Genomic DNA, 22,668 nt, shown 5'->3' on the forward strand with positions numbered 1-22,668 from the left:
ATTGGTATCATTTGTAGCCTAGATGAAGCTGTGCAACCACTCCTTGAACAGACTGGGAGGAAGGGAGCCACTGCGCTGTGCCACCATCTTGCCCTGCTTGAAGACCATCAGGGTGGGAATGCTGCGAATGGCGTAACGGGCCGCAATGGCGGCTTGTTGCTCGGTATCGACTTTGACGAAACGGAGTCTTGGTTCAAGTTCACTGGCAACTTGTTGAAAAACAGGTGAAAATTGAAGGCATGGCCCGCACCAGCTGGCCCAGAAGTCGACCACGACCGGGATGTCAGACTGGATCAGGGTATCGAACTGCTGCTCCAGGCCGTTGACCGGGGTGGTGGCGAACAGCCCGCTCTTGCAGCGGCCGCATTTCGCGTTTGAATCCACTTTTTCTTCAGGCAGACGGTTCCTGGTGAAGCAATGGCTACAATAGGTAGTGATAAATGACATAATTGATTCCTGTATGCATAAGCCCTGCAACATCTTATTGCACTGACAGGGCAGAGTAACGGTAACATAGTAGTCAGTTATCTTTCACAGCCAGTTATCCTGTGTCGACATGATGTCGGTGGATGCGTGGCCATGACATGAGAATCGAGACGGGATGAATAATGTGACACGGGTCAATCGTGTTGTGCTTAGCCTGATCATCGTATCGCTGCTGGCATTTTCCGGCTATTGCTGGCAGCTGCTCAGCCAGCAGCAGAAGGCTTCCGAGCTCAGCGTTGCCGCAGAGTTGATCCTCAACCGGGTCAATACCGACACCGTCTATCTGCTTGGCCGCGAGAAGGCCAACGACGGCAACGTACAACAACGTCTCAACCAGTTGTCGAGCAACCTCGACAGCTTCGTGCGCCAGGTGCGCAACGATCCCGACTCTGCCGACAATCCCCACTCCCAATCCCTGTTGCACGACATCGACAGCTATTTGCTCGACTTGGCCAAGCTTTATTCCATGGAGATGGCGATCGAGTACATAGAGCAGCCTTTTCAAAAGCAGCTCAACGGCTTGCTGTCCACCTTGCCGGCAGACTCTCCGCTTGCCATCGACCTGACCGAGCTGGCCCAGCTCAGTCACTACCTCAAACGCAGCTGGGACAAGGGGGAGCAGCTGCGGCTGCAGGCCCTGCAGCGCCGCCTCAAGACGGCCTATCCCGCCCATCCCGAAGTGGCGGGGCTGGCCCAGCTGAGCGAGGATGTCAGCCATCAGGTGGTGGAGTACCACGTGCTGCGCAACCAGGTGATCGACATGCACGAACTGGAGGGGCTGTCACTCTGGAAGCAGAGCAAGATGGAGCAGGCTTCCTCCCTCAAGAGCCGCTTCTATCTGATGGTATTGGGGGGGGCCATGCTCTGTTTCGGGCTGGTGGCGGTGACCCTGTGGCGGCGCAACCAGAAGCTGAGCGAGTTGTCGCGCCAGACTGGCTTGCTGGCCCAGGCCAAGAGTGACTTTCTGGCCAACATGAGCCACGAGATCCGCACCCCCATGAACGCCATCATCGGGTTCAGCTCGCTGGCACTGCAAACCGAGCTGGATCAGCAGCAACGGGACTACCTCAGCAAGATCAAATCCTCGTCGGATACCCTGCTGCTGCTCATCAACGACATTCTGGATCTGACCAAGGTGGAGTCCGGCAAGCTGACCCTGGAGGAGATCGACTTCGATCTGAGCGAGCAGATTGACTCGCTGGCCGGCATGTTTGCCGACCTGGCCGAGCGCAAGCAGGTCGAGGTCATCATCAACAAGTCACCGGCCGTGCCGGATTTTCTGCGCGGCGATCCGCTGCGCCTCGGCCAGGTGCTGGTCAATCTGGTCAACAACGCCATCAAGTTTACCGAGCGGGGCGAGGTGGAAGTAGCCATCACCCTGGTCAACCAGCACCCCATGCAGGTGCGTTTCAGCGTGCGTGACACGGGCATCGGCATCGCCGAGGAGAAACAGGCTCAGCTGTTCCAGCCCTTCACCCAGCTGGAGGCAGGCAATACCCGCAAATACGGCGGCTCCGGGCTGGGGCTGAACATCTCCCAGCGTCTGGTCGAACTGATGGGGGGCCGGATCACGGTGCAGAGCAAGCCGGGAACGGGTTCGGTCTTTCAGTTCGAGATCCCCATGACCAAGGCGGTCTATGGTGTCTCCGGGCGGCGGGTCTTCTTCGAACATCAGCCGCTGGTGCTGGTGATGGATGACAACGAGCTGGTGCTGGATCTGGCCAAGGATATCCTGGGTCGGGCCGGTGCCAGGGTGATGGCGGTCAACAGCCTCTCCCGGGCCCGCCAGGTGCTGCGGGAAGAGGGGCAGAATATCCGGCTGGCCATTCTGGACTGGCGCATGGGGCAGGAAGACGGGCTGGATCTGGCGCTCGAGATGTATCAGCACAGTCAGTGGCGCCGTCTGCCGATCCTGATGACCAGTGCCTGGGCCAAGGAGGGGCTGCATGGGCGGATGGAGAGCATGGGATTGACCCACTTCCTGCCCAAGCCGATGACCGAAAATGCCCTGCTGGCCAAGGTGGACGAGCTGCTCAACGGCAGCTCCCACGATCAGCAGTTCCGTCAGGCCGAGGCACAGGGGGATCAGCAGCATTTTCGCGAGCTGCTGCAAGGCATCCGGGTACTGCTGGCCGAGGACAACCGGGTCAACCAGCAGCTCATCATCGAATACCTGCGCCGGGTCGATGCCCTGGTGACCGTGGTGGGCAACGGTCGGGAGGCGGTCGAACGGGTGGCCGAGCAGCCCTTCGACGTGATCCTGATGGACTTGCAGATGCCGGTGCTGGACGGGCTGGATGCCACCCGCCAGATCCGCAAGATGGTCGACAAGCACGATGTACCCATCATCGCCCTGACCGCCAGCGCCATGCCGGGGGACAGGGAGCGTTGCCTCGGAGTCGGCATGAACGGCTATGTCACCAAGCCAGTCAGCAAGCTCGATCTCTACAACAACCTGCTGCAGTGGGTGAAGAGCGCCAGTGGCGAGCGACGGGTGCCGCTCGAAGTGAAACCGCCCGACCTGATGGGAGTGTTGGATCTGGAGGATGCCCTTAGGCGGCTGGAGCAGGACAAGGAGGCGCTGCAGATCCTGTTCAAGCTGTTCATGTCGGAGCACAAGGACGACCTGTGGGAGATCCGCTCCGCCCTGCGTCGTCAGCAGCCCGACATCGCCTGTCGGTTGCTGCATACCCTCAAGGGGGTTTCCGCCAATATTTCCGCCTCCCGTCTGCAGATCATGGCCGGTGAGCTGGAGTGGCGGTTGCGCCAGCAGGAGGAGCTGACCGAGCAGGATCTGGAGCAGTTGCAACAGGTGTTCAGTCTGACCCGGGAGGAGGTGTCCCACTTCCTGCTCACCGGGGAGCAGCATGAAACACCGTACGCCGGCTTCGGACAGCGTGATGATCGCTTGTTGTAACAGGTGAAATAGCAATAATTCTCAAGCCGCTTGCTTCAGGCTATCATGACACCCTCGTATCGCCCCCAGCCGGGGGCGATTGCATTGAGTTTCCCCGTGATGGGCGCCGGCCCTGGGCCGGTCGCGACAAAGGATATCTACGTGAGCGTATTTGCAAGGCTGGGCTGGTTCTTCAAGGAGCAGTGGCGGCGTTACCTGATCGCCATCTCCCTGTTGATGATGGTGGCCCTGTTGACCGTGATCCCCCCCAAGGTGGTGGGCTGGGTGGTGGATGGCATCGCCAAAGGGTCCCTTGATAGTGCAACCCTGACGGGCTATCTGGCCGGGCTGTTCGGTCTTGGCCTGCTCATCTATCTGCTGCGCTACGTGTGGCGAGTCATGCTGTTTGGCGCCTCCTATCGGCTCGCCTATGTGCTGCGCAACCGGCTGTTCAGCCACTTCACCCGCATGAGCCCGGACTTTTATCAGCGCCACCGTACCGGCGATCTGATGGCCCACGCCACCAACGACATCCAGGCGGTGGAGATGACTGCCGGGGAAGGGGTGCTGACCCTGGTGGATTCCATCATCGTGGGGGTGCTGGTGCTCTCCATCATGTGTAGCCAGTACTCCTGGCAGCTGACCCTGCTCTCCCTGTTGCCGTTGCCGGTGATGGCATTCTTCATGAACCGCTTTGGCACCCAGATCTACAAGGAGTTCAAGGCAGCGCAGGGAGCTTTCTCCCGGCTCAACAACAAGACCCAGGAGGCGCTCTCCGGCGTGCGGGTGCTCAAGTCCTATGCGGTGGAATCGCTTGAAGATCGCGGCTTTGCCGAGCTTACCCGGGAGGCGGGCGCCTGCAACATGGCGGTGGCCCGCATCGATGCCAAGTTTGATCCCGTGATCTACCTTTGCATCGGCTGCTCTTACTTTCTGGCAGTGGCCGGCGGCAGCGCCCTGGTGCTGCGCGATGAGTTGACCCTGGGGGAGCTAACCAGCTTCACCATGTACCTCGGCCAGCTGATCTGGCCCATGTTCGCCATCGCCTGGTTGTTCAACATCATCGAGCGCGGCAGCGCTGCCTATTCGCGAATTGAAAGCCTGCTGGCCGAGCGCAGCGACATCGAAGAGCCGGCCCAGCCGGTGGCGCTCGCCTCGGCCTTTCCGCTGCGTGCCGTGGCGCTCAGCTACCAGCTCGAGCAGCGCACTCTGCTGCGCAATGTGGATTTCACCCTGCAAGCCGGTGGCATGCTGGGGATCGTCGGGCGCACCGGCGCGGGCAAGAGTTCCCTGCTCAAGCTGTTGATGCGACTCGCCAACCCTACCGCGGGGGAGATCCGCATGGGGGAGGTGCCCATTTCGCAACTGGCGCTGGGTGAGCTGCGCGGCCAGTTTGCCTATGTGCCGCAGGAGCCGTTTCTCTTCTCCACCACCATTGCCGCCAACATCGCCCTCGGCCGCCCCGATGCCAGCCGGGAGGAGATTGAGCGGGTGGCGCGCATCGCCTGCGTGCACGACGACATCAGCCGTTTCCCCAAAGGCTATGAGACTGAAGTGGGGGAGAAGGGGGTGACCCTCTCCGGCGGTCAGAAACAGCGGCTCGCCATTGCCCGAGCCCTGCTGCTGGAGGCACCCATCCTGGTGCTCGATGATGCCCTCTCGGCGGTGGATGCCCACACCGAACAGCAGATCCTGCACGCCCTCAAGGCCCACAAGCGTACCCTGATCCTGGTCAGCCACCGGATGACGGCGGTGGAGCAGGCCGACGAGATCCTGGTGCTGGAAGAGGGCCATGTCAGTGAGCGCGGTCGCCACGGCGCCCTGATGGCCCACAACGGCTGGTACGCCGACATGGTGCGTTACCAGCGTCTCGAGCAAGACGTGGAGGAGAGCCTGTGAGTCCACTCATCAAGAGCGCCTTCACTCGGTGTGGCGCTGAGCCTGAGTGCTGGTATGCTGGCCTGATGCCTCATCATCAGCGGCTGAAACAAGACGTGGAGGAGCACCTGTGAACCCGACCATCAAACGACTGCTCGGGTACTGCGCCCGTTATCCACGCTGGCTCATTCAGGCGGGGATCTGCCTGCTGCTGGCCACCGGCGCCGAAGTGGCCGGTCCCTTGCTCATCAAGCTGTTCATCGATGACTACCTGGCGCCGCGCCAGCTGGTATGGCCCGCTATCGCGGCCATCGCCGCCGGCTATCTCGGCCTGCAGGTATTGTCTGCGGCCGGTTTTTACCTGCAATCTCTGCGCTTCAACCGCATTGCCCAGGCGGTGGTGCAGCGGCTGCGCGAGCAGGTGTTTGCCACCGCCATCCGGCTGCCGGCCCGCTACTTTGACCAGCATCGCTCCGGTTCGCTCATCTCCCGCATCACCAACGACACCGAGGCGATCATGAACCTCTATGTGCAGGTGATTGGGCTGCTGGTGCAGAAGGTGGTACTGCTGTGCGGCATCCTCATCTCCATGGCGCTGCTGGATCTGCGGCTGATGCTGGTGTGTGCCTGTCTGTTGCCGGCGGTGGGTGGGGTGATGTGGCTTTATCAGAAACTGAGCGTGCCCGTGGTGCGGGCGACCCGCAGCCTGCTTTCCGACATCAACAGCCGCCTCAACGAGTCGCTGCAGGGGATGCCGGTCATTCAGGCCATGGTGCAGGAGCGCCATTTCGCCAATGCCTTTGCCGAGGTGAACCAGCAGCACTGGGCGGCGCGCCTCAAGAGCCTCAAGATCAACGGCATCCTGCTGCGTCCGCTCATCGATCTGTTCTACATGATGGTGCTGATCGGCCTGCTGGCGCTGTTTGCCCGCGAGGGGCTGAGTGCGGAGGGCGCCATCCAGGTGGGGGTGCTCTACGCCTTCATCAGCTATCTGGGGCGGATGATCGAGCCGCTCATCGAGATGACCAACCAGCTCAACCAGTTGCAGCAGGCCATGGTGGCCGGGGAGCGGGTCTTTGCCCTGCTCGATGAAGCGCGCGAGAGCACCGACGGCGAGATGCGCCCGCTCAAGGGGCAGGCGCGCTTCGAGCGGGTGAGCTTCTCCTACGATGGTGAGCAGCAGGTGCTGCGCGACGTGAGCTTTACCGCCAAACCGGGCCAGATGCTGGCGCTGGTGGGTCATACCGGCAGCGGCAAGTCCACCATCATCAGCCTGCTGATGGGCTTCTACCCGCTGGATCAGGGCATCATCCGCTTCGATGATCACCCGATGGCGAGCCTGTCGCTCTCGGCGGTGCGCCGCAGTATCGGGCTGGTGCAGCAGGATCCCTTCATCTTCGTTGGGACCTTGGCGGAAAACCTGCGGCTCGGCCGCGACGGCATCGACGAGGCGCGCCTGTGGCAGGCGCTGACCGAGGTACAGCTGGCCGAGTTCGTGCTGAGCCTGCCGGAGGGCTTGAACACCCTGATGGAGGAGGGGGGCAAGAACCTCTCCGCCGGCCAGCGTCAACTGCTCTCCTTTGCCCGCGCCCTGGTGGGCGATCCGCGCATCCTCATTCTGGACGAGGCGACCGCCAGCGTGGACTCCCAGACCGAGCTGGCCCTCTCTTCGGCGCTGGCGGCGGCACGGCGCGGCCGTACCACCATCGCCATCGCCCACCGCCTCTCGACCATCGTCGATGCGGACGAGATCCTGCTGCTCTCACGCGGTCAGGTGAACGAGCGGGGTAGCCATGGCGAGTTGATGGCGCTGGGTGGCCATTATGCCCAGCTGTTCGAGATGCAGAGCCAGGGAGCTTGGCTGGAAGAGAAGCGGGCCTGATCGACCGCCACAGGAATGAGCAGAGGGAACCCGTGCGGTTCCCTCTTTTTTGGGTGGTGAAATGGTGGCAAGCGTGATCCGCGTCCTTGTCGAACGCCAGCCATGCTGGCAACATGTTGTTTACATCAACTCATCGGATCAGTTCGCATATGGATTTGCAACGTTTGAAGGCCAACCTGGCACTGCGGCTCTTTGCCTGGCGCTACATCCCCGTCATCGGTTTTTGTGCCCCCGTCATCGAAGAGATGAACGCCAAGGCGCTGCGCATTCGCATTCCGCTTGGTTGGCGCACCCGCAACCACCTGGGCAGCATGTACTTCGGCGCGCTGGCGACCGGCGCCGATCTGGTGGGCGGTCTGCTGGTGATGGAGAAGGGGCGGCAGCGGCGCAAGAAGGTGCACTTCGCCTTCAAGGATGTGCAGGGGGAGTTTTTGAAACGGCCCGAGGGGGATGTGCAATTTGACTGTGCGGCCGGGGAGGAGATCGACGCCATGATCGACGAGTCGCTGGCCAGCGGTCAGCGCATCAACCGTCCCATCCAGGTGGTGGCCACCTGTCCGTCACTGAACGGAGGTGAGGCGATGGCGCGCTTCGTGTTGACCCTGTCGATCAAGGCCAGCTAATGCCAAAGGGCGCGTCGGCGCCCTTATTCAAGCGAGGTCAGAGGATCTCCGGGCTGACGCCTTCTTTCACGACCACTTTCATGCCGTTGACGTTGACCACTTGCTCGGCCACTGTGCTGGGTAGCACTTGCGTGGCAGAGCATCGGGATCAGAGGATCTCCGGGCTGACGCCCTCTTTCACCACGACCTTCATGCCGTTGAAGTTGACTACTTGCTCGGCCACGATCTTGCAGCGTTTGCGGGTCTCGACCTGACCGTCCACCTCTACCAGCCCTTCGGCGACCAGCGCCTTGGCCGCACCGCCACAATCGGCCCAACCCTGATGTTTGATAAGGTCGCACAAGGCAACGAAGGGGTGGCCTTCGAGCAGAAACGTCTCCATGGGAAATCCTCTAGTGGATGAATGGCTGAAACAGCAGGGCGGTTATTTTAGGCAGTTCGGGCCGCCAAAGAAAGGGCAAGGGCACCTCTCTGCGGGCAATTGTGGTTTGCAAGACCATTTTTGGGGCGCACACCATAGCAGTCAGCCCGGCAGTGGCCGGGCTGACTGAGATCATGGGGCAAACCCTTTTCAGCCGAACTTCACCACGGCTTCACCGCTGACGGCGATGGCGCCGGTGGCCGTCAGGATGCGGGTGGCCAGGGTGATGATGGGCTTGTCGCTGCGCAGGGCGATGATCTCCACCTCTGCCGTCACCTCATCTCCCACAAACACCGGTTGCTTGAAGGCGAGGCTCTGACCGAGGTAGACGGTGCCCTTGCCCGGCAGCTGCTGGCCCAGCAGCCCCGAGAAGAGGCTGGCCAGCAGCATGCCGTGCACGATGGGGCGCTCGAACGGCGTGGTGGCGGCGAAGGCGGGATCCAGGTGCAGCGGATTGAAGTCCTCCGACAGTCCGGCAAACGCCTCGACTTCTGCCGCCCCGAACCGCTTGGTCAGGCTGGCCTGTTGGCCCACGTCGAAGGGAAGCGTGCTCATGCTGGCTCCTCCTCGGGGGTCTGGGCAAAGACCGGGTTGAGCCGGACCTTGACGTAGCTGCCGGGCGCCGCTTCCAGCCCTTCGCTCGGGATGCGGGCAGGGAGGGGGACGGGATCCTCTTCCCGGCTCTGGATGAAGGCTGCCATCTGCGGCCACCAGGAGCCTGGGGTGTGGCTTGCTCCGGCGAGCCACGCCTCGGGGCTGGCGGTCTCGGCGTCGTTCTGCCAGAAGCCGTACTTGTTGGCGTCCGGCGGATTGACGATGCCGGCGATGTGGCCAGATTCAGCCAGGATGAAGCGCTGCTCGCCACCGAACAACTTCATGCCCTGCCAGGTTCCTTGCCAGAGGGCGATGTGATCGTCCATGGCCGAGACCAGCAGCACCGGGGTCTTCACCTTGCCGAGATCGATGCGGGTGTGGCGGATCTTGAGCTCCCCCTTCACCAGCTGGTTCTCCAGATAGAGCCGGCGCAGCAGGCTGCTGTGGGTCTTGCCCGCCACGTTGGTGCTGTCGCTGTTCCAGTGCAGCAGATCGAACGCCACCGGGCTCTGCCCCTTGAGGTAGCTGTCGATGTAGTAATTCCAGTAGAGGCTGTTCTCCCGCAGCAGGCTGAAGGAGACCGCCAACTGGCGCCCGTCCATGATGCCCTTGGCCTCGTTCTGGGCTTCCAGCGCCGCAATGATGGGCTCGTGGATGAAGATGCCAAGTTCCCCCGGTTGGGAGAAGTCGAGCAGGGTGGTGAACAGGGTGGCGGATCGAACCCGCTGCTTCTGGCGTCTGGCAGCCAGCCAGCCCATGGCCAGGGAGAGGGCGGTACCGCCGATGCAGTAGCCGATGCCGTGCACTTCCCGCTCGCCGGTGGCCGCCTCCACGCCATCCAGCGCGGCGATGACCCCGTCCACCACGTAGTCGTCGAGATCGATGTCGGCCTGGGCCGGACCCGGGTTGCGCCAGGAGATCATGAACACCGTCTGGCCCTGGGCGACCAGCCAGGCCACCAGAGAGTTCTGGGGCCGCATGTCCAGGATGTAGTACTTGTTGATGAAGGGCGGCACGATCAGCACCGGCGTCCTGGCCACCGTTTCCGTGGTCGGGCTGTACTGAATGAGCTCATACAGCTCGGTGCGCTGCACCACCCGGCCCGGCGTCAGCGCCAGATCCCGCCCCAGCTCAAAGGCGGACTCGTCGGTCAGCCGGATGTTGAGCTGATCGGCGCTGCGCTCGAGATCTTCGGCCAGCAGCGCCAGCCCGCGCACCAGATTCTGGCCGTCAGACTCCAGGGTCAGCTTGAGCAGCTCCGGGTTGGTGGCCAGAAAGTTGCTGGGGGCCATGGCGTTGATGTACTGGCGGGTAAAGAAACGCAGCCGCTCCCGGCTCTTCTGGGGCACTCCCTCGAGGGCATCCACCGAAGCCAGCAGGTGCTTGGCGGTCAGCAGATAAGACTGCTTGAGGTAGTCATAAATGGGCTGCTCGCTCCAGGCGTCGGCCTTGAAGCGACGATCGCTGCGCTCGGGGGCGATGAGCGGTTCGCTCTGCTGGCCTGCGCTTTTGAGCAGGGTGTGCTGCATCAGCTTGAGCTGATCCTGCCACCAGTTCATCTGGGCATTGATCAGTTGCCAGGGCTGCTGGCTCCCCTGTTCCAGCACCTGGCCGAGATCGTCGAGATTGGTCTGCAGCAGGGCTTGGGCCGTGCGCTCTGTCTGCGCCTTGGCCATGTCCAGCAGCTTGTCGTTGTAGTGGGCCAGGGCCTCGAACAGCGGGCCGTAAGATGATTGGCTCATGTTCTCTCCTTCACCCATCCCCGGCGCAGGGCGAGCCTGTCGTGACGGAGCATGGGGAGATGTGGCTGCCCGTCGCGGGCAGCCAGGGGGATATCAGGCCTTGCCCGTGCTCTTTTTGATGCCGTCGGCAGCCAGGGCGTCGAGGTCGTCCTTGAACTGCTGGCCGAGGGTGTTGAGCTTCTGGATGTCGTCCAGCATCTGGCGGGAGAGCTGGCTGGCGGTCTCCAGCTGGACGGTGCCGAGGGCCGCCAGGCTCTGGGCATCCTGCACCTTGCCGGCGGCCTGCAGCTGGTTCAGTCCCAGCTCGGCATAGGCGTTGGCGGAGGCCAGCTGCAGCCGGGTCAGCTGTTCGATGTTGCTGGCCAGCAGCTGGTTATAACGGGTGAGGGGGGCGGCAAAGCCTTGCATCTGCTCGGTAAAGGTCTTGATTACGTCCATATTCATCGCGTGTCTCCGTGGTTGGCAGAAGGGTATTGCAAAAGGCCGATGGGCCCATTCTTCGGTTACATCCGTTCGACTACATCCTTAAGTCGTCACGTGTCGTTTGCTCTGTTCAAACGCACGTTTAGGCATTGTGTTACCAAATGAGGCTTGATGTAAATAATATAAATGTTAATTTTTGGCGAAATATTGATTCTGATCTGTCCAGTTTGATTGGCCTGATTCAGACGAGGGGTGACGCAGCCACGTCCGTCGGGTCTCGTTCCCAGGCCGCGGGGCTGGTAGGCTGACGCCACTCCCTGAGTCTTGAGGAATGCATCGATGAAACCTGCTCGCCTGCTGCTTGCCCTGGGGGCTGCTGCCCTTGGCGGCGTTGCCCACGCCAGTACCCCTGTCCAGCTCTCCTTGCCCGGCGTCAATCTGCCCGCGTCCCATCAGGTCGAGGGGGCCAGAGCCTCTGTGCTCTATGGGCGCACCGGTCAGGTGAAGGGGATCGATCTGCCGGTCTTCGCCCTCTCCGACGTGGATCAATTCACCGGTCTGCAGCTTGGCATCTTCCTCGGCGCCGGCCGGGTACGCCACCAGTTCGGCGGGGTGGCGATCAACGCGGTCAACTGGCACGAGGGTCAGGACAAGGGCGTCAACCTTGGCTTCGTCAACCTGACCAACAATGTGCAGGGCCTCAACTGGGGGGCCGTCAACATCGCCAAGGGCAATGCCCTGGCCAACGTCGGCTTCGTCAACTATGCCGAGCGCACCACCTTCCAGCTGGGCTTCATCAACGCCACCAAGCATTTGGACGGTCTACAGATTGGCCTCGCCAACTACGCCGAGAACGGGGTTTTCCCCATCTTGCCGCTGATCAATTTCAAGAAATCCTTCTAAGCGGCGCCGCCAACCTTGCTTTAGGGGCTCCAGCCATTACCCTGTGCTGCATTGATAGCGTGCAGAGGTGACACTGGCATGACAATGGAACACATGGATGCCATCGGCATCGGCTGGGACGTAAGAGGCTGGCAGGGCAGTGCCCAGGCGGTGGCCGTGGTGGGGTGGCAGGCGCGTGAACAGCGGCTGCACTGGTTTGGGGTATCGCCCCTGTTTCGACTGAGCTCACGGGTTGCGCCGGATCTGGATGCCTTGCTGCGCCCGGCACTGCACGACGAGATCCACCTGCTGCAGGTGCTGGCCTGCCCGCAGTTGGCGCTCGGGATCGACGCGCCGCTGGCGTTTCCTCGCGCCTTGGGCGAGCTGCTGGCGGGGAGGGCGACCGAGTGCGCCGTGCCCCAGCGTGAGATAGACAACCCTTATGCCTATCGGGACTGCGAGCGCTGGCTGCACCGGCAATATGGCAAGAAGCCGCTCTCGGCCACCTTCGACAGGCTCGGCAACAACGCGACCCTGGCGCTCGCCATGCTGCCCCGACTGGCCGACTTGCAGCTGGTGCCCAAGCAGCAACCACAGGCCGACCGCGCCGTGCTGGAGGTCTATCCTGCCCTTGCCAAGGTGGGTGGCAAGGCATCGGCGGTGCGCGCCGAGCTGTTGCCGCATCTGCCGGCCGATGTGACGGCGGGGACCGATCGCTACGACGCCGCCATCTGCGCCCTGATGGCGCTGCAACACGCCGCCAAGGGGAGCGTCTCCCTGCTGCCGGCACTGGTGGCGCCACCTGCCGAGATGGCTTTGGACGAAGGCTGGGTCTACCACTTCGCTCGCCCCTGATAAACCGGATCGGGCCGACCAACCCGATCTGTCCTTTGGCCGGCTGGTTATACCTTCACTTGCACCGACGCCGTGGCCTCCTTCCACAATTGCCTTGCTGCCTTGCTGCCTTGCTGCCTTGCTGCCTTGCTGCCTTGCTGCCTTGCTGCCTTGCTGGCCGATGGCCGGGGCTGCCGCAGGTATCTGCCGGTTTACTCGTCAGCGCATGGCTCTGCGCACAAAAAAGCTCACTTATTAATCTCATATGCCATCAAACAAGAGTTTTCTATCACCTTATCGAACCATGCCTGCCATCGCCGTGCTTGCAAACTGCGGCATGTCAGTAAAGAGGGGGACGGTGATGGCAATGGCAACCAGCGTCATCGAGAATTTTGCCGACCAAATAAGGGTTTGTGCTGATCAAGGGTGGAAGATCAATATCTTCATCCGATATATTGCGCTTTTCCCCTGACTCTTCTCTGCGGTGATGTCGATGAAACGCATTCTCTCTATCCAGTCCCACGTGGTGTTCGGCTGTGCCGGCAACAGCGCCGCCGTGTTTCCCATGCGCCGTCTCGGTATGGAGGTATGGCCCATCAACACGGTGCAGTTCTCCAATCACACCCAATATGCGGCCGGATGGCAAGGAATGGCGATGCCCGCAGGGCATATCAGCGCCCTGTGCGAGGGGCTCTCGAACATCGAGGTGCTGGCCCACTGTGACGCCGTGCTGAGCGGTTATCTGGGCTCGGCGGAGCAGGGGGACGAGATCCTGGCGGTGGTGGCCGCGGTCAAGGCCGCCAATCCTGCCGCCATCTATTTTTGCGATCCGGTGATGGGCCACCCGGAAAAAGGGTGCATCGTCGCCCCTGGGGTGACCCGTTTTTTGACCGAAAAAGCGCTGCCGGCAGCCGACATCATGGCCCCCAATCTGCTGGAGCTGGAGACCCTGTGCGACGTCCATCTGACGGATTTGGCGCACACGCGGGCCGCCGCTCATCAGCTGCTGGCGCGCGGGGTGAAGATGGTGCTGGTCAAGCATCTTGGACGCGCTGCCCGTGAGCCGGGTCGTTTCGAGATGCTGCTGGCCACCACCGAGGGAGATTATCTGATCGACCGCCCGCTCTACGAGTTTGCCCGCCAGCCGGTGGGCGTGGGGGATCTCATCAGCGCGCTGATGCTGGCCAATCTGCAGGCGGGTTACGATGCCGTCAGCGCGTTCGAGCGCACCAACGCGGCGGTGGATACGGTACTGCTGCACACCTGGCAGGCCGATGCCTATGAGTTGCAGCTGATCGCGGCCCAGGAGGCTTTTGCCGCCCCCCTGATCAAGGCGCGGGCCGAACGGCTGGCCTGATCGCGCCATCAGGGGCCAAGTCTGGGCGTGGATGATCCACGTTCTGCTTGGCCCCCTGATCATCTTTCCTCATCTCTTAGTTAACAGTCCACTCCTGCGCCGCTTATCTGGTTGCACACCGAACGAGGCAATGTCGCTTCAGCCGTCACCTTGGCCCTGACACCGGGCATCCGGTTCAGATCAGGCCGTTATCCTGTTCCCGCTGCTCTGCCTCATCGAACGTGACCTGCCGGTAGTGCTCGACCGTGGGGAAGGGATCGTAGAAGTGATGGAGCAGGGCCTTCCACTGCTGGTACTGGGGTGAGCCACGAAAGCCCTGGGTGTGATCTTCGAGGCGCTGCCAGTTGACCAGCAGCAGATAGCGGTGGGGATCAGTCAGCGAGCGCTGGAGCTGGTGTCCGCCGTAGCCCGGCATGGTGCTGATGATGCGCTGGGCCTGGGAGAAGGCCAGCTCGAAGGCGGCAGCCTGATCGGGGATGACCTGCAGAGGGGCGACTTCCAATATCATGGTGACTCCTTGTCCCAAGGATAAAGGGGCCATTGCAGCAGGTCGGGCAGGGAATGACAAGGCCGGCCGCAGGGGCCGGCCTTGTTGGTGTGATCACGGCTTGGCTTGAGTGCCGATCAGGCGCGTGGGTGGCGGGCCCGGTAGCGCTCGGCCATGGCATTGGCCGCGATCATGGCGTGGTAGACATCCTGCTCGCTGACGCTCATCGGCATGTTGCCCATGGTGTCGAGGGGATCGCAGGCAAGCTTGGCCACCTGGCGCCACTCGCTCTCCACGAAACGGCTCAGCCCCATCTCCTGCAGAGTCATGGGCAGGCCGGCCAGCTGGATGATGCGCATCACCTCATCCAGTTCGGCCTGGGGCGCGCGCTCGAGTACCAGCTGGGTGAGCAAGCCGAACACCACCTTCTCGCCGTGCTGGGCCCGATGCAGATCCGCCACCACCGACATGCCGTTGTTGACCGCATGGGCCGCCGCCAGGCCGCCCGCTTCGGCGCCCACACCGCTCAGATAGATGGTGGCTTCGATGGTCTGCTCCAGCGCCGGGGTGGTGACATGGTGGCGCACCGCGTCCATCGCCAGCTCGATGTTCTCCCCCAGCAGCTCGTAGCAGAGCCGGGCCAGCCCGAGGCCGGTGCGGGAGGGGCGCTTGCCCACCAGATTGATGCCGTCCGCCTGGTAACAGGCACGGGCCTCGAAGTAGGTGGCGAGCGCATCACCCACGCCGGCGGCAAAGAAACGGGCGGGGGCCGCCGCTATGATGGCGGTGTCGGCGATCACCACGTCCGGGTTCTGGGGCAGAAACAGATAGCGCTCGAACTCTCCCGCTGGGTTGTAGATCACCGCGAGGGCGGTGCAGGGGGCATCGGTGGAGGCAATGGTGGGAAACAGCACCACGGGGCGGCGCAGGTAAAAGGCCACCGCCTTGGCAACGTCCAGGGTCTTGCCGCCGCCGATGCCGACGATGACGTTGGCCCCCTGTTGTTCGGCCAGATCGCACAGACGGCGGATCTCGATGTCGGTGCATTCGTAGTTGAACTTCTCGACCGCCCCCTTCAGACCTGCCTGCAGCAGGCCGGCCAGTGCCTCTTCCCGTACTCGCTCCAGAATGAACTCGTCGCTGACGAGCAGGGCGTTGTCGCCGAAATCTTTTACGTGATCATGGAGTTGGGGCAGCAGATCGTGGCCGATGATGAACTTTTTGGGGGAGGTGACGGTACGAGGCAGGATAGGCATGCAGTATTCCTCAAGGCAGTGAGCGGTATCCGTTTGGTATGCAAACGGGTCTTCCTGCCACACCATACGCCTCGTCTAGGGTGAGGTGAAGGAACAATCATATGCAAATGGGGCTATAGCAGACTCAAAATTAATCTTGATGCTGTTTTGATTGTTTTCTGAAAGCTGAAGGGGTAACGCAACGCGCTCTCCATGGGGAGGGCGCACTGTTGTGTGCCGTGTAGAGGCGTGCAGAGCGGAGGCGGTGCGCGGCTCAGAGCTGCTTGTAGAAGAAGAGGGTGGCCGCCAGGGTGCCGTCGGCACTGCGGGCAAAGGCGGGGATCTGGCCCGCCTCCTGGTAGCCGAGCTGGCGATAGAGGCGGGAGGCGGCATCGCCCACCCGGGTGTCGAGCACCAGCAGGCTGCGACCGGCCTCTCTGGCCCCTTGCTCCATGCTGGCCATCAGGGCACGGCCGACCCCCTTGCCACGGTGGAGACTGTGCACCATCAGTTTTTCCACCTCGGCGCGGTGACGGCCATTAGCCTTGGTGCACAGCGAGAGCTGGAGGGCGCCGACCAGCTGGTGTTGCAGGAAGGCGACCCAGAGCCGGCGGCTGCCCGCGGCCAGCTCCGTCTCTATGCCCTGCCAATAGACGAGCCCCTGCTCTTCGGTCAGTGGCGGCAGGAAGCCCACCGAGGCGCCGCTGGCGACGCTGTCTTGCAGCAAAGTGATGAGGGCAGGCTTGATGCCCTGGGTGGTATCAACCTCAACTATGTCCATCAGGAGTCCTTGTCAACGAAGTTCACGCCGCCGGCCCGGTCTGCCGCGGCGCCTGCCGCCAACGGGACCGGCGGCAGGATGACTGGCTAGACTCGCCGTTTCTGCCGCCAATTTCAAGTCGTTGTCGCTCGCCGGGTGCGCCCGATCACGCCCTCCAGGCGGGTTTCCCTCAGCGGATGAGCTTCTGTTCGACCAGCCAGGCAAACAGCAGCCGGGAAACCGGCGAGATCTCGGCCATATGGCGGCTGTCGAGCCAGCGCAGCTCGGCGATCTCCGCCGAGGCGACGGGAGTGCCGTCAGCCTCGCCGGTGTAGCAGCGTAGCCTGACGTTGACCCCCTGCGGCTTGCCGTCGGCCTGGGCGCTGAACTCGCAGGCAAACGCCAGGGTGTCGGGCTTGAGGGCCACGGCCAGCTCTTCCTCGATTTCGCGCATCAGCGCCGCCTCGTCGCTCTCTCCCGCTTCGCGCTTGCCGCCGGGAATGTAGTAGATGTGCTTGCCGTGGGAGCGGGCACAGAGCAGTTGCTGATCCTTGAAGGTCAGCCAGGCGAGTTTGTCGATCATGAATGTCTCTCTGGTGATGGGGTGGTGGCTTGTTCGCACAGGGTGCGATAGGAGCGGCTCTCCAGCCGGTCGGGGTCCAGCCCGAGCTGGGCGGCCAGGGACAGCAGTTGCTGGCGATAATCTGTCAGCAGGGTTTCGTCATCGGTCATGATGGCCAGCTCGGCAAAATCGCCAAGCCCCGCCAGGTGATCCAGGGTGACGTGGAAGGGGCCGACGAAATAGATGCTGCGCACTTTGCGAAGGGTCAGTATCGGCTGGTAGCCCAGGGTGTGCAGCATGCTGATGGCCTTGTCGGCGTCGGTGATGTTGACCGCCTCGCAGCGATCGGGTTCGGGCCCCTTCACGATCCAGAGCCGGATGCCGGAGGGCTGCATGGCGCGGATCAGCAGGCTCTTGCCCGCTGCGCTCAGGCTGCGGTCCGGCGTGTCGAAGTAGGTGTCCTGCTCCTGGTTGCGCTCCAGCATCACCTCGGGATTGAGGGCGGCGAGGGCAGTGGTGAAGGCCTCGACATCGCCGAGCCTGTATTTGAACTCGACCTCGAAGCGGCCCTGAAAGTGCTGTGCTGACATCGGCAGGCATCCTTGAGTGTGCGGATTGGCATGGCGGGCAGCCTAGCAAAGTTGGCGGGCGGGCCCAAGGGGCAAGGCGGCAGGATGTGGAAACGATCTGTTTCCGGGGGCCATGGTTGATCAATGCGCAGCCTGTCGCCGTGATCAAGGGCTGGCACCGCACACGGTCGAGTCAGTTCGGGCATGGCGGTTGCTCACAAGCTCGCCGAGCGGCCGGCAAAAGTTCGCGCTGGCGCACAGGATGGGGCGTGCAGGCTGGGCGAGGGCAGATCCCTGTGTTTTAATCCTCGCCACGTTTGCGGCAGCCGCCCCGTGCCGGGCCGCTGCCTTCGCTTTGGCAAGAGGCAGGTGAGAAGATGCAAGTGACAGCAGAGAGCAAGTTTATCGGACTCGGGGTGGCGGGCAATTTCGCCGGTCATCTGGAGCAGGCCGGCGAGGCCTCGGATTTCGTGGCGGTGGTGGTGCGCGACACCAGCGCCCCCAAGGCGCTGTTCCCCTTCTACGTGCCGGGCCACCCCGGCCAGCTCGGCGTCTTCCCCTTGAGCGGCAACGCCATCTTCTTGCCGGAAGCAGCGGTGAGCGGCGATGAGAAGGTGCAGATAGAGCCGGAAGTGGCGATCTGGTGCGAGCTGGAGTACGCGGGGGAGCAGGTGGTGGCCATCCATCCGCGCGCCTTTGGTGCCTACAACGACTGCTCCATCCGTCGTCCCAACGCCAAAAAGATCAGCGAGAAGAAGAACTGGGGCGAAGAGAGCAAGGGGCTGGCCCCCGCGTTGCTGCCCCTGTCCCACTTCGCCACCGGCTGCGAGCTCGATGACTACCGCATCGCCTGCTATCTGGAGCGGGACGGTGAGCTGCACCCCTACGGTGTCGATAGCGCAGCGGTGGATTACAGCTATTTCCACGGCCAGCTGCTGACGTGGGCCATCGACAAGTTCAACCATCAGCGGGACGAGGGGCCGGCCGAGCACATCCAGGGGCTGCTGGCCCAGGCCGGACGTCCGACCCATGCCCTCATCAGCATCGGGGCCACCCGCTATACCCCGTTTGGCGAGACCCACTTTCTGAAGCCCGGCGACACTGCCTGCGTGCTGCTCTATCCGGCCAGCCGTTATAGCGAAAGTGATATCCGTGAGGCCATTCGCACCCGTCAGTTCGGGCCGGATCTGTCTGTCCTGCTGCAGGCGGTCAAGACCCGCTGATGACTCGGCCTTCCCCCGTGCTGGCGGGGGAAGGCCGGCCGTGCATGTATCCGCTATCTTTCCCCTCGGGTTTGTTGCCTGGTCCTGCTTACCTGGCCCGGCCATTTGGCTTACCATTGCTCTTTTTGCCGAACACGTTGTCGAGCAGGTTGTTGAACAATGGGGTAGCCGATGGGCGAGTTGAAAACCATGGGGTTGTTTCTGGTGACGGCGCTGGCCGAGATCCTGGGCTGTTATCTGCCCTATCTCTGGCTGACCCAGGGGCGCAGCGTCTGGCTGCTGCTGCCGGCGGGGTTGAGCCTGATGCTGTTTGCCTGGCTCCTGTCGCTGCACCCGACTGCGGCCGGGCGCGTTTATGCCGCCTATGGCGGTGTCTACATCTTCGTGGCCATCCTCTGGCTCTGGCTGGTGGACGGCATCCGGCCCAGCCTGTGGGATCTGGTGGGGTCGCTGGTGGCCCTGTGCGGCATGGCCATCATCATGTTTGCCCCCCGCGAGGCGTGAAGCCGCATCGCCCGCAGCTCAAGGAGAAGAAAGATGACGCTCATCAGGGCCTGTACCCTGCAGGATATGGCCGGTCTGCTGGCGCTCTATCGAGAATTGCGCCCCCATGACCCTGTGCTTGCGCCGGATGCGGCCCGCACGGCGCTGACGGCCTTGCTGGCGCAGCCTCATCTTCACCTGCTGGTGGCGGAGGTGGATGGCCAGCTGGCGGCCACCTGCCAGCTCGGCGTGGTAGCGACCCTGACCAATGGCGGCCGGCCGTTTGGCATGGTGGAGCACGTGGTGACGGCCTCTGCGTTTCGGCGCCGGGGCATCAGCCGGCAGTTGCTGACCCATGCCCTCGCGCTCGCCTGGCAGCAGGATTGCTACAAGGTGATGCTGTTGTCGGGGGAAGGGCGCGAGGCGGCCCACCGGCTCTATGCATCGCTCGGCTTCAAGGCCGGTATCGAGAAGGGGTTTGTCCTCAAGCAGGTCGACGCCATGGCGCCGGCCGGGCTGGCCCCGAACAACCAATCTGTTGAGTGAGTACGATATGAGACTGGAGCAGGCCGTACGCGCGGATTATCAGGCCCTGATCGCGCTGTGGGAGGCGTCGGTGCGCGCCACCCACCATTTTTTGCCGGATGAGGAGATCGCCACCCTGCGCGAGCTCATCCTGGCACATTACTTCGACGCTGTGACCCTCACCTGCGCCCGCAGTGAGCAGGGGATCGCTGGCTTTTGCGGGGTGCACGAGGGCAACATCGAGATGCTGTTCATCGACCCCGCACTGCGCGGGGGCGGGGTGGGTCGCCTGCTGGTGGCCGATGCCATCGACCGGCTGGGGGCGAGCCGGGTGGACGTCAACGAGCAGAATGAGCAGGCGCTCGGCTTCTATCGCCGCCTGGGCTTCGAGGTGGTGGGGCGCTCGGCGCTGGACGGGCAGGGCAGACCCTATCCATTGCTGCACATGTCCATTGCGACGGCTGGCACTGACAGGCCGGCGGTGCCGGCCCAGTAAAAAACCGCCCTCGGGCGGTTTTTTGTTTATGACGGGGTCAGGGCGGCCTGTTACTCCTCGTTGGAGTTGTCCTGATAGTCGTCGCGCTGGGCCTTGGGCAGGCGGCGCATGGGGGTAAAGCCGATATCCTCGCCCACCACTTCCCGCTTGCGGGCTGGGGCTGGCTTCTTGCCACCATCGCTCTTCGCCTTGCTCTTGCCTGCGGCGGATTTGCCGTTGCCACCCTTGGCATTGGCGGCGCCACGGGCGCGCGGCGGGTTTTGTACCGGCTTGCTGCCCGGCAGGGTCTGCCGGCTTGGCTTGCCGCTGGGCTCATACCCTTCCAGGATCTCCACCGAGAGGGATTGGCCGATCAGCGCCTCTATCCCCTTGAGCTGGCCCAGCTCGTCCTGGCTCACCAGCGAGATGGCCTCGCCGCCACGGCCGGCGCGGCCGGTGCGGCCGATGCGGTGGATGTAATCCTCCGCCATCTGGGGCAGTTCGAAGTTGATCACGTGGGGCAGCTGATCGATGTCGAGGCCGCGAGCGGCGATGTCGGTCGCCACCAGCACCCGCACCTTGCCTTCCCGAAAATCCGCCAGCGCCCGGTTGCGGGCACCCTGGCTCTTGTCGCCGTGGATGGCGACGGTATCGAGCCCGTCTTTTTGCATCTGCTGGGCCAGGCGATCGGCGATCTGCTTGGTACGCACGAACACCAGCACCCGCTGCCAGTTGCCGCGGCCAATCATGTGGGAGAGCAGTTCACGGCGGCGTTCCCGGTCGACCTGGATGATGCGCTGGGTCACCTGCTCGGCGGCGGTGTTGCTGGGATCCACTTCGATCAGGGTGGGGTCGTTGAGCAAATCATCCGCCAGCGCCTTGATCTCGCTTGAGAAGGTGGCGGAGAACAGCAGGGTCTGCCGTTCGGCCGGCAGTGCCTTCATGATACGGCGAATGTCGACGATGAAGCCCATGTCGAGCATGCGATCCGCTTCGTCCAGCACCAGCACTTCCAGCTCGGACAGGGTCAGCGCCCCCTGGGTCAGCAGATCCAGCAGACGGCCCGGGGTAGCCACCAGGATGTCGATGCCGAGCTTGATGGCATCCAGATTGGGCTTGATGCTGACGCCGCCGTAGGCGATCAGGGTGCGAAACGGCAGGTGGTGGGCATATTTGATGATGCTCTCACCCACCTGGGCAGCCAGTTCGCGGGTCGGGGTCAGGACCAGGGCCCGTACCTGACGGCGGCCACGGCCATGGTTGGCCAGCAGGCGCTGCAGCATGGGCAGGGTGAAACCGGCCGTTTTGCCTGTGCCTGTCTGGGCGCCGCCGAGCACATCCTGTCCGGCCAGAATGGCGGGGATGGCTTGTTGCTGGATGGGGGTTGGCTGTTCGTAACCCAGCTCCTTGACGGCCCGCAGGATGTGCGGAGACAGACCCAGTTCGTTGAATGACATGTTCGAGAGAGACTCCTCTGGTGAGCCTTGGGCTCAGCGGATGGCAGGTGCGCTGGCACCCGCCACAAGATGGAAATGATAACGGGGGCGTAATATAGCAGATGCGCGCCCTGCACGCAGCAGCCGTGTCGCGTTGTCCGGCCGCCGCGTGCCGCGGCCTCAGAGCAGGGCCAGGATATCGTCTCGCAGGCTCTCGGGTTTGGTGGTGGGGGCAAAGCGGTCAACCACCTTGCCATCCCGGTCGATCAGAAACTTGGTGAAGTTCCACTTGACGCTCTCCAGCCCCAGCAGGCCCGGTTTCTCCTTCTTGAGCCATTGATAGAAGGGGTGGGCCTGCTCGCCGTTGACCTCGCACTTGGCCATGATGGGGAAGCTGACCGGATAGTCGAGGGAGCAGAAGCGGGCGATCTCCTCTGCATCTCCCGGCTCCTGATGGCCGAACTGATCGCAGGGGAAGCCCAAGATCACCAGCCCGCGTGGGCCCAGTTCGCGATAAAGCGCCTCCAGTCCGGTGTACTGGGGGGTAAAGCCGCAGCGGCTGGCGACGTTGACCACCAGCACGACCTGGCCTTGCAGGGTGGACAAGGGCAGTTCGGTACCGTCAAGGCGTTGCAGGATAAGGTCGGGCAATGACATGAAGCACTCCTGTTGCATGGGGCCCATTCAGGGCGTATTGCTCCACGGTAACGGGCACGACGGCGCGGAGCAAGCGCCGCTTTCCCCTTTGCCATGAAAGATCTGGCCCGGTCTGAGGCCATTTGAGTGCGCCGGATCACAGGCTGGCGAGGGCGACCAGATAATGGGGGCCTTGTGCGCCCGGATAGCGTATTGATGGTGGGACTTCTGAGGATAAGCAAACCGGTTTGTGTCTTGC

Annotated in this window: 23 protein-coding genes; 11 read left to right on the plus strand and 12 right to left on the minus strand. The window is 63.0% G+C overall.

Features of this window, described 5'->3' with window-relative positions; translation table 11 throughout:
* Positions 1–18: 18 nt before the first annotated feature.
* Positions 19–447: a thioredoxin TrxC gene (trxC, locus tag OKC29_RS01590; RefSeq protein WP_016350576.1), complete on the minus strand. Its 429-nt coding sequence runs from the start codon at positions 445–447 to the stop codon at positions 19–21.
* Between the two features lie 154 nt (positions 448–601).
* Between trxC and OKC29_RS01595 the strand changes: the two genes are divergently transcribed.
* The 4 genes from OKC29_RS01595 to OKC29_RS01610 all read left to right on the plus strand — a co-directional run bounded on the left by OKC29_RS01595 (position 602) and on the right by OKC29_RS01610 (position 7,765).
* Positions 602–3,403, plus strand: a complete 2,802-nt coding sequence (locus OKC29_RS01595) for a response regulator (RefSeq protein ID WP_073350095.1) — start codon at positions 602–604, stop codon at positions 3,401–3,403.
* 141 nt (positions 3,404–3,544) lie between these two features.
* Positions 3,545–5,281: an ABC transporter transmembrane domain-containing protein gene (locus OKC29_RS01600; RefSeq protein WP_073350096.1), complete on the plus strand. Its 1,737-nt coding sequence runs from the start codon at positions 3,545–3,547 to the stop codon at positions 5,279–5,281.
* 109 nt (positions 5,282–5,390) lie between these two features.
* Positions 5,391–7,142, plus strand: a complete 1,752-nt coding sequence (locus OKC29_RS01605; protein ID WP_073350099.1) for an ABC transporter transmembrane domain-containing protein — start codon at positions 5,391–5,393, stop codon at positions 7,140–7,142.
* 149 nt (positions 7,143–7,291) lie between these two features.
* A complete protein-coding gene (locus tag OKC29_RS01610) occupies positions 7,292–7,765 on the plus strand; it encodes a DUF4442 domain-containing protein (RefSeq protein ID WP_162275677.1) in 474 nt (157 codons plus the stop codon).
* A gap of 148 nt (positions 7,766–7,913) precedes the next feature.
* On the opposite strand, the gene ybcJ is transcribed toward OKC29_RS01610, so the two are convergent.
* From ybcJ to OKC29_RS01635, 4 genes are all read right to left on the minus strand, one after another.
* Positions 7,914–8,147 carry a ribosome-associated protein YbcJ gene (ybcJ, locus tag OKC29_RS01620; protein ID WP_010674882.1) on the minus strand — a complete coding sequence of 78 codons (234 nt, stop codon included), beginning with the start codon at positions 8,145–8,147 and terminating at the stop codon, positions 7,914–7,916.
* A gap of 189 nt (positions 8,148–8,336) precedes the next feature.
* Entirely contained in the window at positions 8,337–8,741 is a 405-nt protein-coding gene (locus tag OKC29_RS01625) for a MaoC family dehydratase (protein WP_073350103.1), read from the minus strand.
* Positions 8,738–10,522, minus strand: a complete 1,785-nt coding sequence (locus OKC29_RS01630; RefSeq protein WP_073350105.1) for a class I poly(R)-hydroxyalkanoic acid synthase — start codon at positions 10,520–10,522, stop codon at positions 8,738–8,740. Before OKC29_RS01630 ends, OKC29_RS01625 begins: the two co-directional genes overlap by 4 nt.
* Before the next feature lie 93 nt (positions 10,523–10,615).
* The gene (locus OKC29_RS01635) at positions 10,616–10,966 is read right to left on the minus strand and encodes a phasin family protein (RefSeq protein WP_011706254.1); all 351 of its coding nucleotides are present in this window, start codon (positions 10,964–10,966) and stop codon (positions 10,616–10,618) included.
* 318 nt (positions 10,967–11,284) lie between these two features.
* Here OKC29_RS01635 and OKC29_RS01640 point away from each other — a divergent pair, with 318 nt between their 5' ends.
* From OKC29_RS01640 to pdxY, 3 genes are all read left to right on the plus strand, one after another.
* Positions 11,285–11,848: a VC2662 family protein gene (locus OKC29_RS01640; protein ID WP_017409548.1), complete on the plus strand. Its 564-nt coding sequence runs from the start codon at positions 11,285–11,287 to the stop codon at positions 11,846–11,848.
* 78 nt (positions 11,849–11,926) lie between these two features.
* The gene (locus tag OKC29_RS01645; RefSeq protein WP_073350107.1) at positions 11,927–12,682 is read left to right on the plus strand and encodes a DUF429 domain-containing protein; all 756 of its coding nucleotides are present in this window, start codon (positions 11,927–11,929) and stop codon (positions 12,680–12,682) included.
* 472 nt (positions 12,683–13,154) lie between these two features.
* Complete coding sequence (gene pdxY / locus OKC29_RS01650; protein ID WP_073350109.1) at positions 13,155–14,018, plus strand: pyridoxal kinase PdxY; 864 nt, start codon at positions 13,155–13,157, stop codon at positions 14,016–14,018.
* A gap of 175 nt (positions 14,019–14,193) precedes the next feature.
* Here the strand turns inward: pdxY and OKC29_RS01655 are convergent, their stop codons facing one another.
* The 5 genes from OKC29_RS01655 to cyaB all read right to left on the minus strand — a co-directional run bounded on the left by OKC29_RS01655 (position 14,194) and on the right by cyaB (position 17,652).
* On the minus strand, positions 14,194–14,526 hold the full coding sequence (locus tag OKC29_RS01655; RefSeq protein WP_073350111.1) for an antibiotic biosynthesis monooxygenase family protein: 333 nt from the start codon (positions 14,524–14,526) through the stop codon (positions 14,194–14,196).
* Positions 14,527–14,642: 116 nt separating this feature from the next.
* Positions 14,643–15,761, minus strand: coding sequence for a glycerol dehydrogenase (locus tag OKC29_RS01660; protein WP_083557445.1), 1,119 nt, complete (start codon positions 15,759–15,761; stop codon positions 14,643–14,645).
* A 253-nt stretch (positions 15,762–16,014) separates the two neighbouring features.
* On the minus strand, positions 16,015–16,521 hold the full coding sequence (locus OKC29_RS01665) for a GNAT family N-acetyltransferase (RefSeq protein ID WP_011706248.1): 507 nt from the start codon (positions 16,519–16,521) through the stop codon (positions 16,015–16,017).
* A gap of 169 nt (positions 16,522–16,690) precedes the next feature.
* Positions 16,691–17,083, minus strand: coding sequence for an NUDIX hydrolase (locus OKC29_RS01670; RefSeq protein WP_026141403.1), 393 nt, complete (start codon positions 17,081–17,083; stop codon positions 16,691–16,693).
* A complete protein-coding gene (gene cyaB, locus OKC29_RS01675) occupies positions 17,080–17,652 on the minus strand; it encodes a class IV adenylate cyclase (protein WP_073350113.1) in 573 nt (190 codons plus the stop codon). Before cyaB ends, OKC29_RS01670 begins: the two co-directional genes overlap by 4 nt.
* A 356-nt stretch (positions 17,653–18,008) precedes the next feature.
* Here cyaB and OKC29_RS01680 point away from each other — a divergent pair, with 356 nt between their 5' ends.
* The 4 genes from OKC29_RS01680 to OKC29_RS01695 all read left to right on the plus strand — a co-directional run bounded on the left by OKC29_RS01680 (position 18,009) and on the right by OKC29_RS01695 (position 20,358).
* A complete protein-coding gene (locus OKC29_RS01680) occupies positions 18,009–18,854 on the plus strand; it encodes a DUF5718 family protein (RefSeq protein WP_073350115.1) in 846 nt (281 codons plus the stop codon).
* Positions 18,855–19,025: 171 nt separating this feature from the next.
* Positions 19,026–19,358, plus strand: coding sequence for a YnfA family protein (locus OKC29_RS01685; RefSeq protein WP_011706244.1), 333 nt, complete (start codon positions 19,026–19,028; stop codon positions 19,356–19,358).
* 33 nt (positions 19,359–19,391) lie between these two features.
* Complete coding sequence (locus tag OKC29_RS01690) at positions 19,392–19,883, plus strand: GNAT family N-acetyltransferase (RefSeq protein WP_073350117.1); 492 nt, start codon at positions 19,392–19,394, stop codon at positions 19,881–19,883.
* A gap of 7 nt (positions 19,884–19,890) precedes the next feature.
* Entirely contained in the window at positions 19,891–20,358 is a 468-nt protein-coding gene (locus tag OKC29_RS01695; RefSeq protein ID WP_073350119.1) for an acetyltransferase, read from the plus strand.
* A 50-nt stretch (positions 20,359–20,408) separates the two neighbouring features.
* On the opposite strand, the gene OKC29_RS01700 is transcribed toward OKC29_RS01695, so the two are convergent.
* The gene (locus OKC29_RS01700) at positions 20,409–21,794 is read right to left on the minus strand and encodes a DEAD/DEAH box helicase (RefSeq protein ID WP_029301011.1); all 1,386 of its coding nucleotides are present in this window, start codon (positions 21,792–21,794) and stop codon (positions 20,409–20,411) included.
* 159 nt (positions 21,795–21,953) lie between these two features.
* Positions 21,954–22,430 (minus strand): glutathione peroxidase, encoded by a 477-nt coding sequence (locus tag OKC29_RS01705; RefSeq protein ID WP_073350121.1) that lies wholly within the window; start codon positions 22,428–22,430, stop codon positions 21,954–21,956.
* Between the last annotated feature and the right edge of the window lie 238 nt (positions 22,431–22,668).

Origin of the sequence: Aeromonas sp. QDB34 (genome assembly GCF_027705405.1) — a bacterium.
Classification (GTDB): Bacteria; Pseudomonadota; Gammaproteobacteria; order Enterobacterales; family Aeromonadaceae; genus Aeromonas; species Aeromonas hydrophila.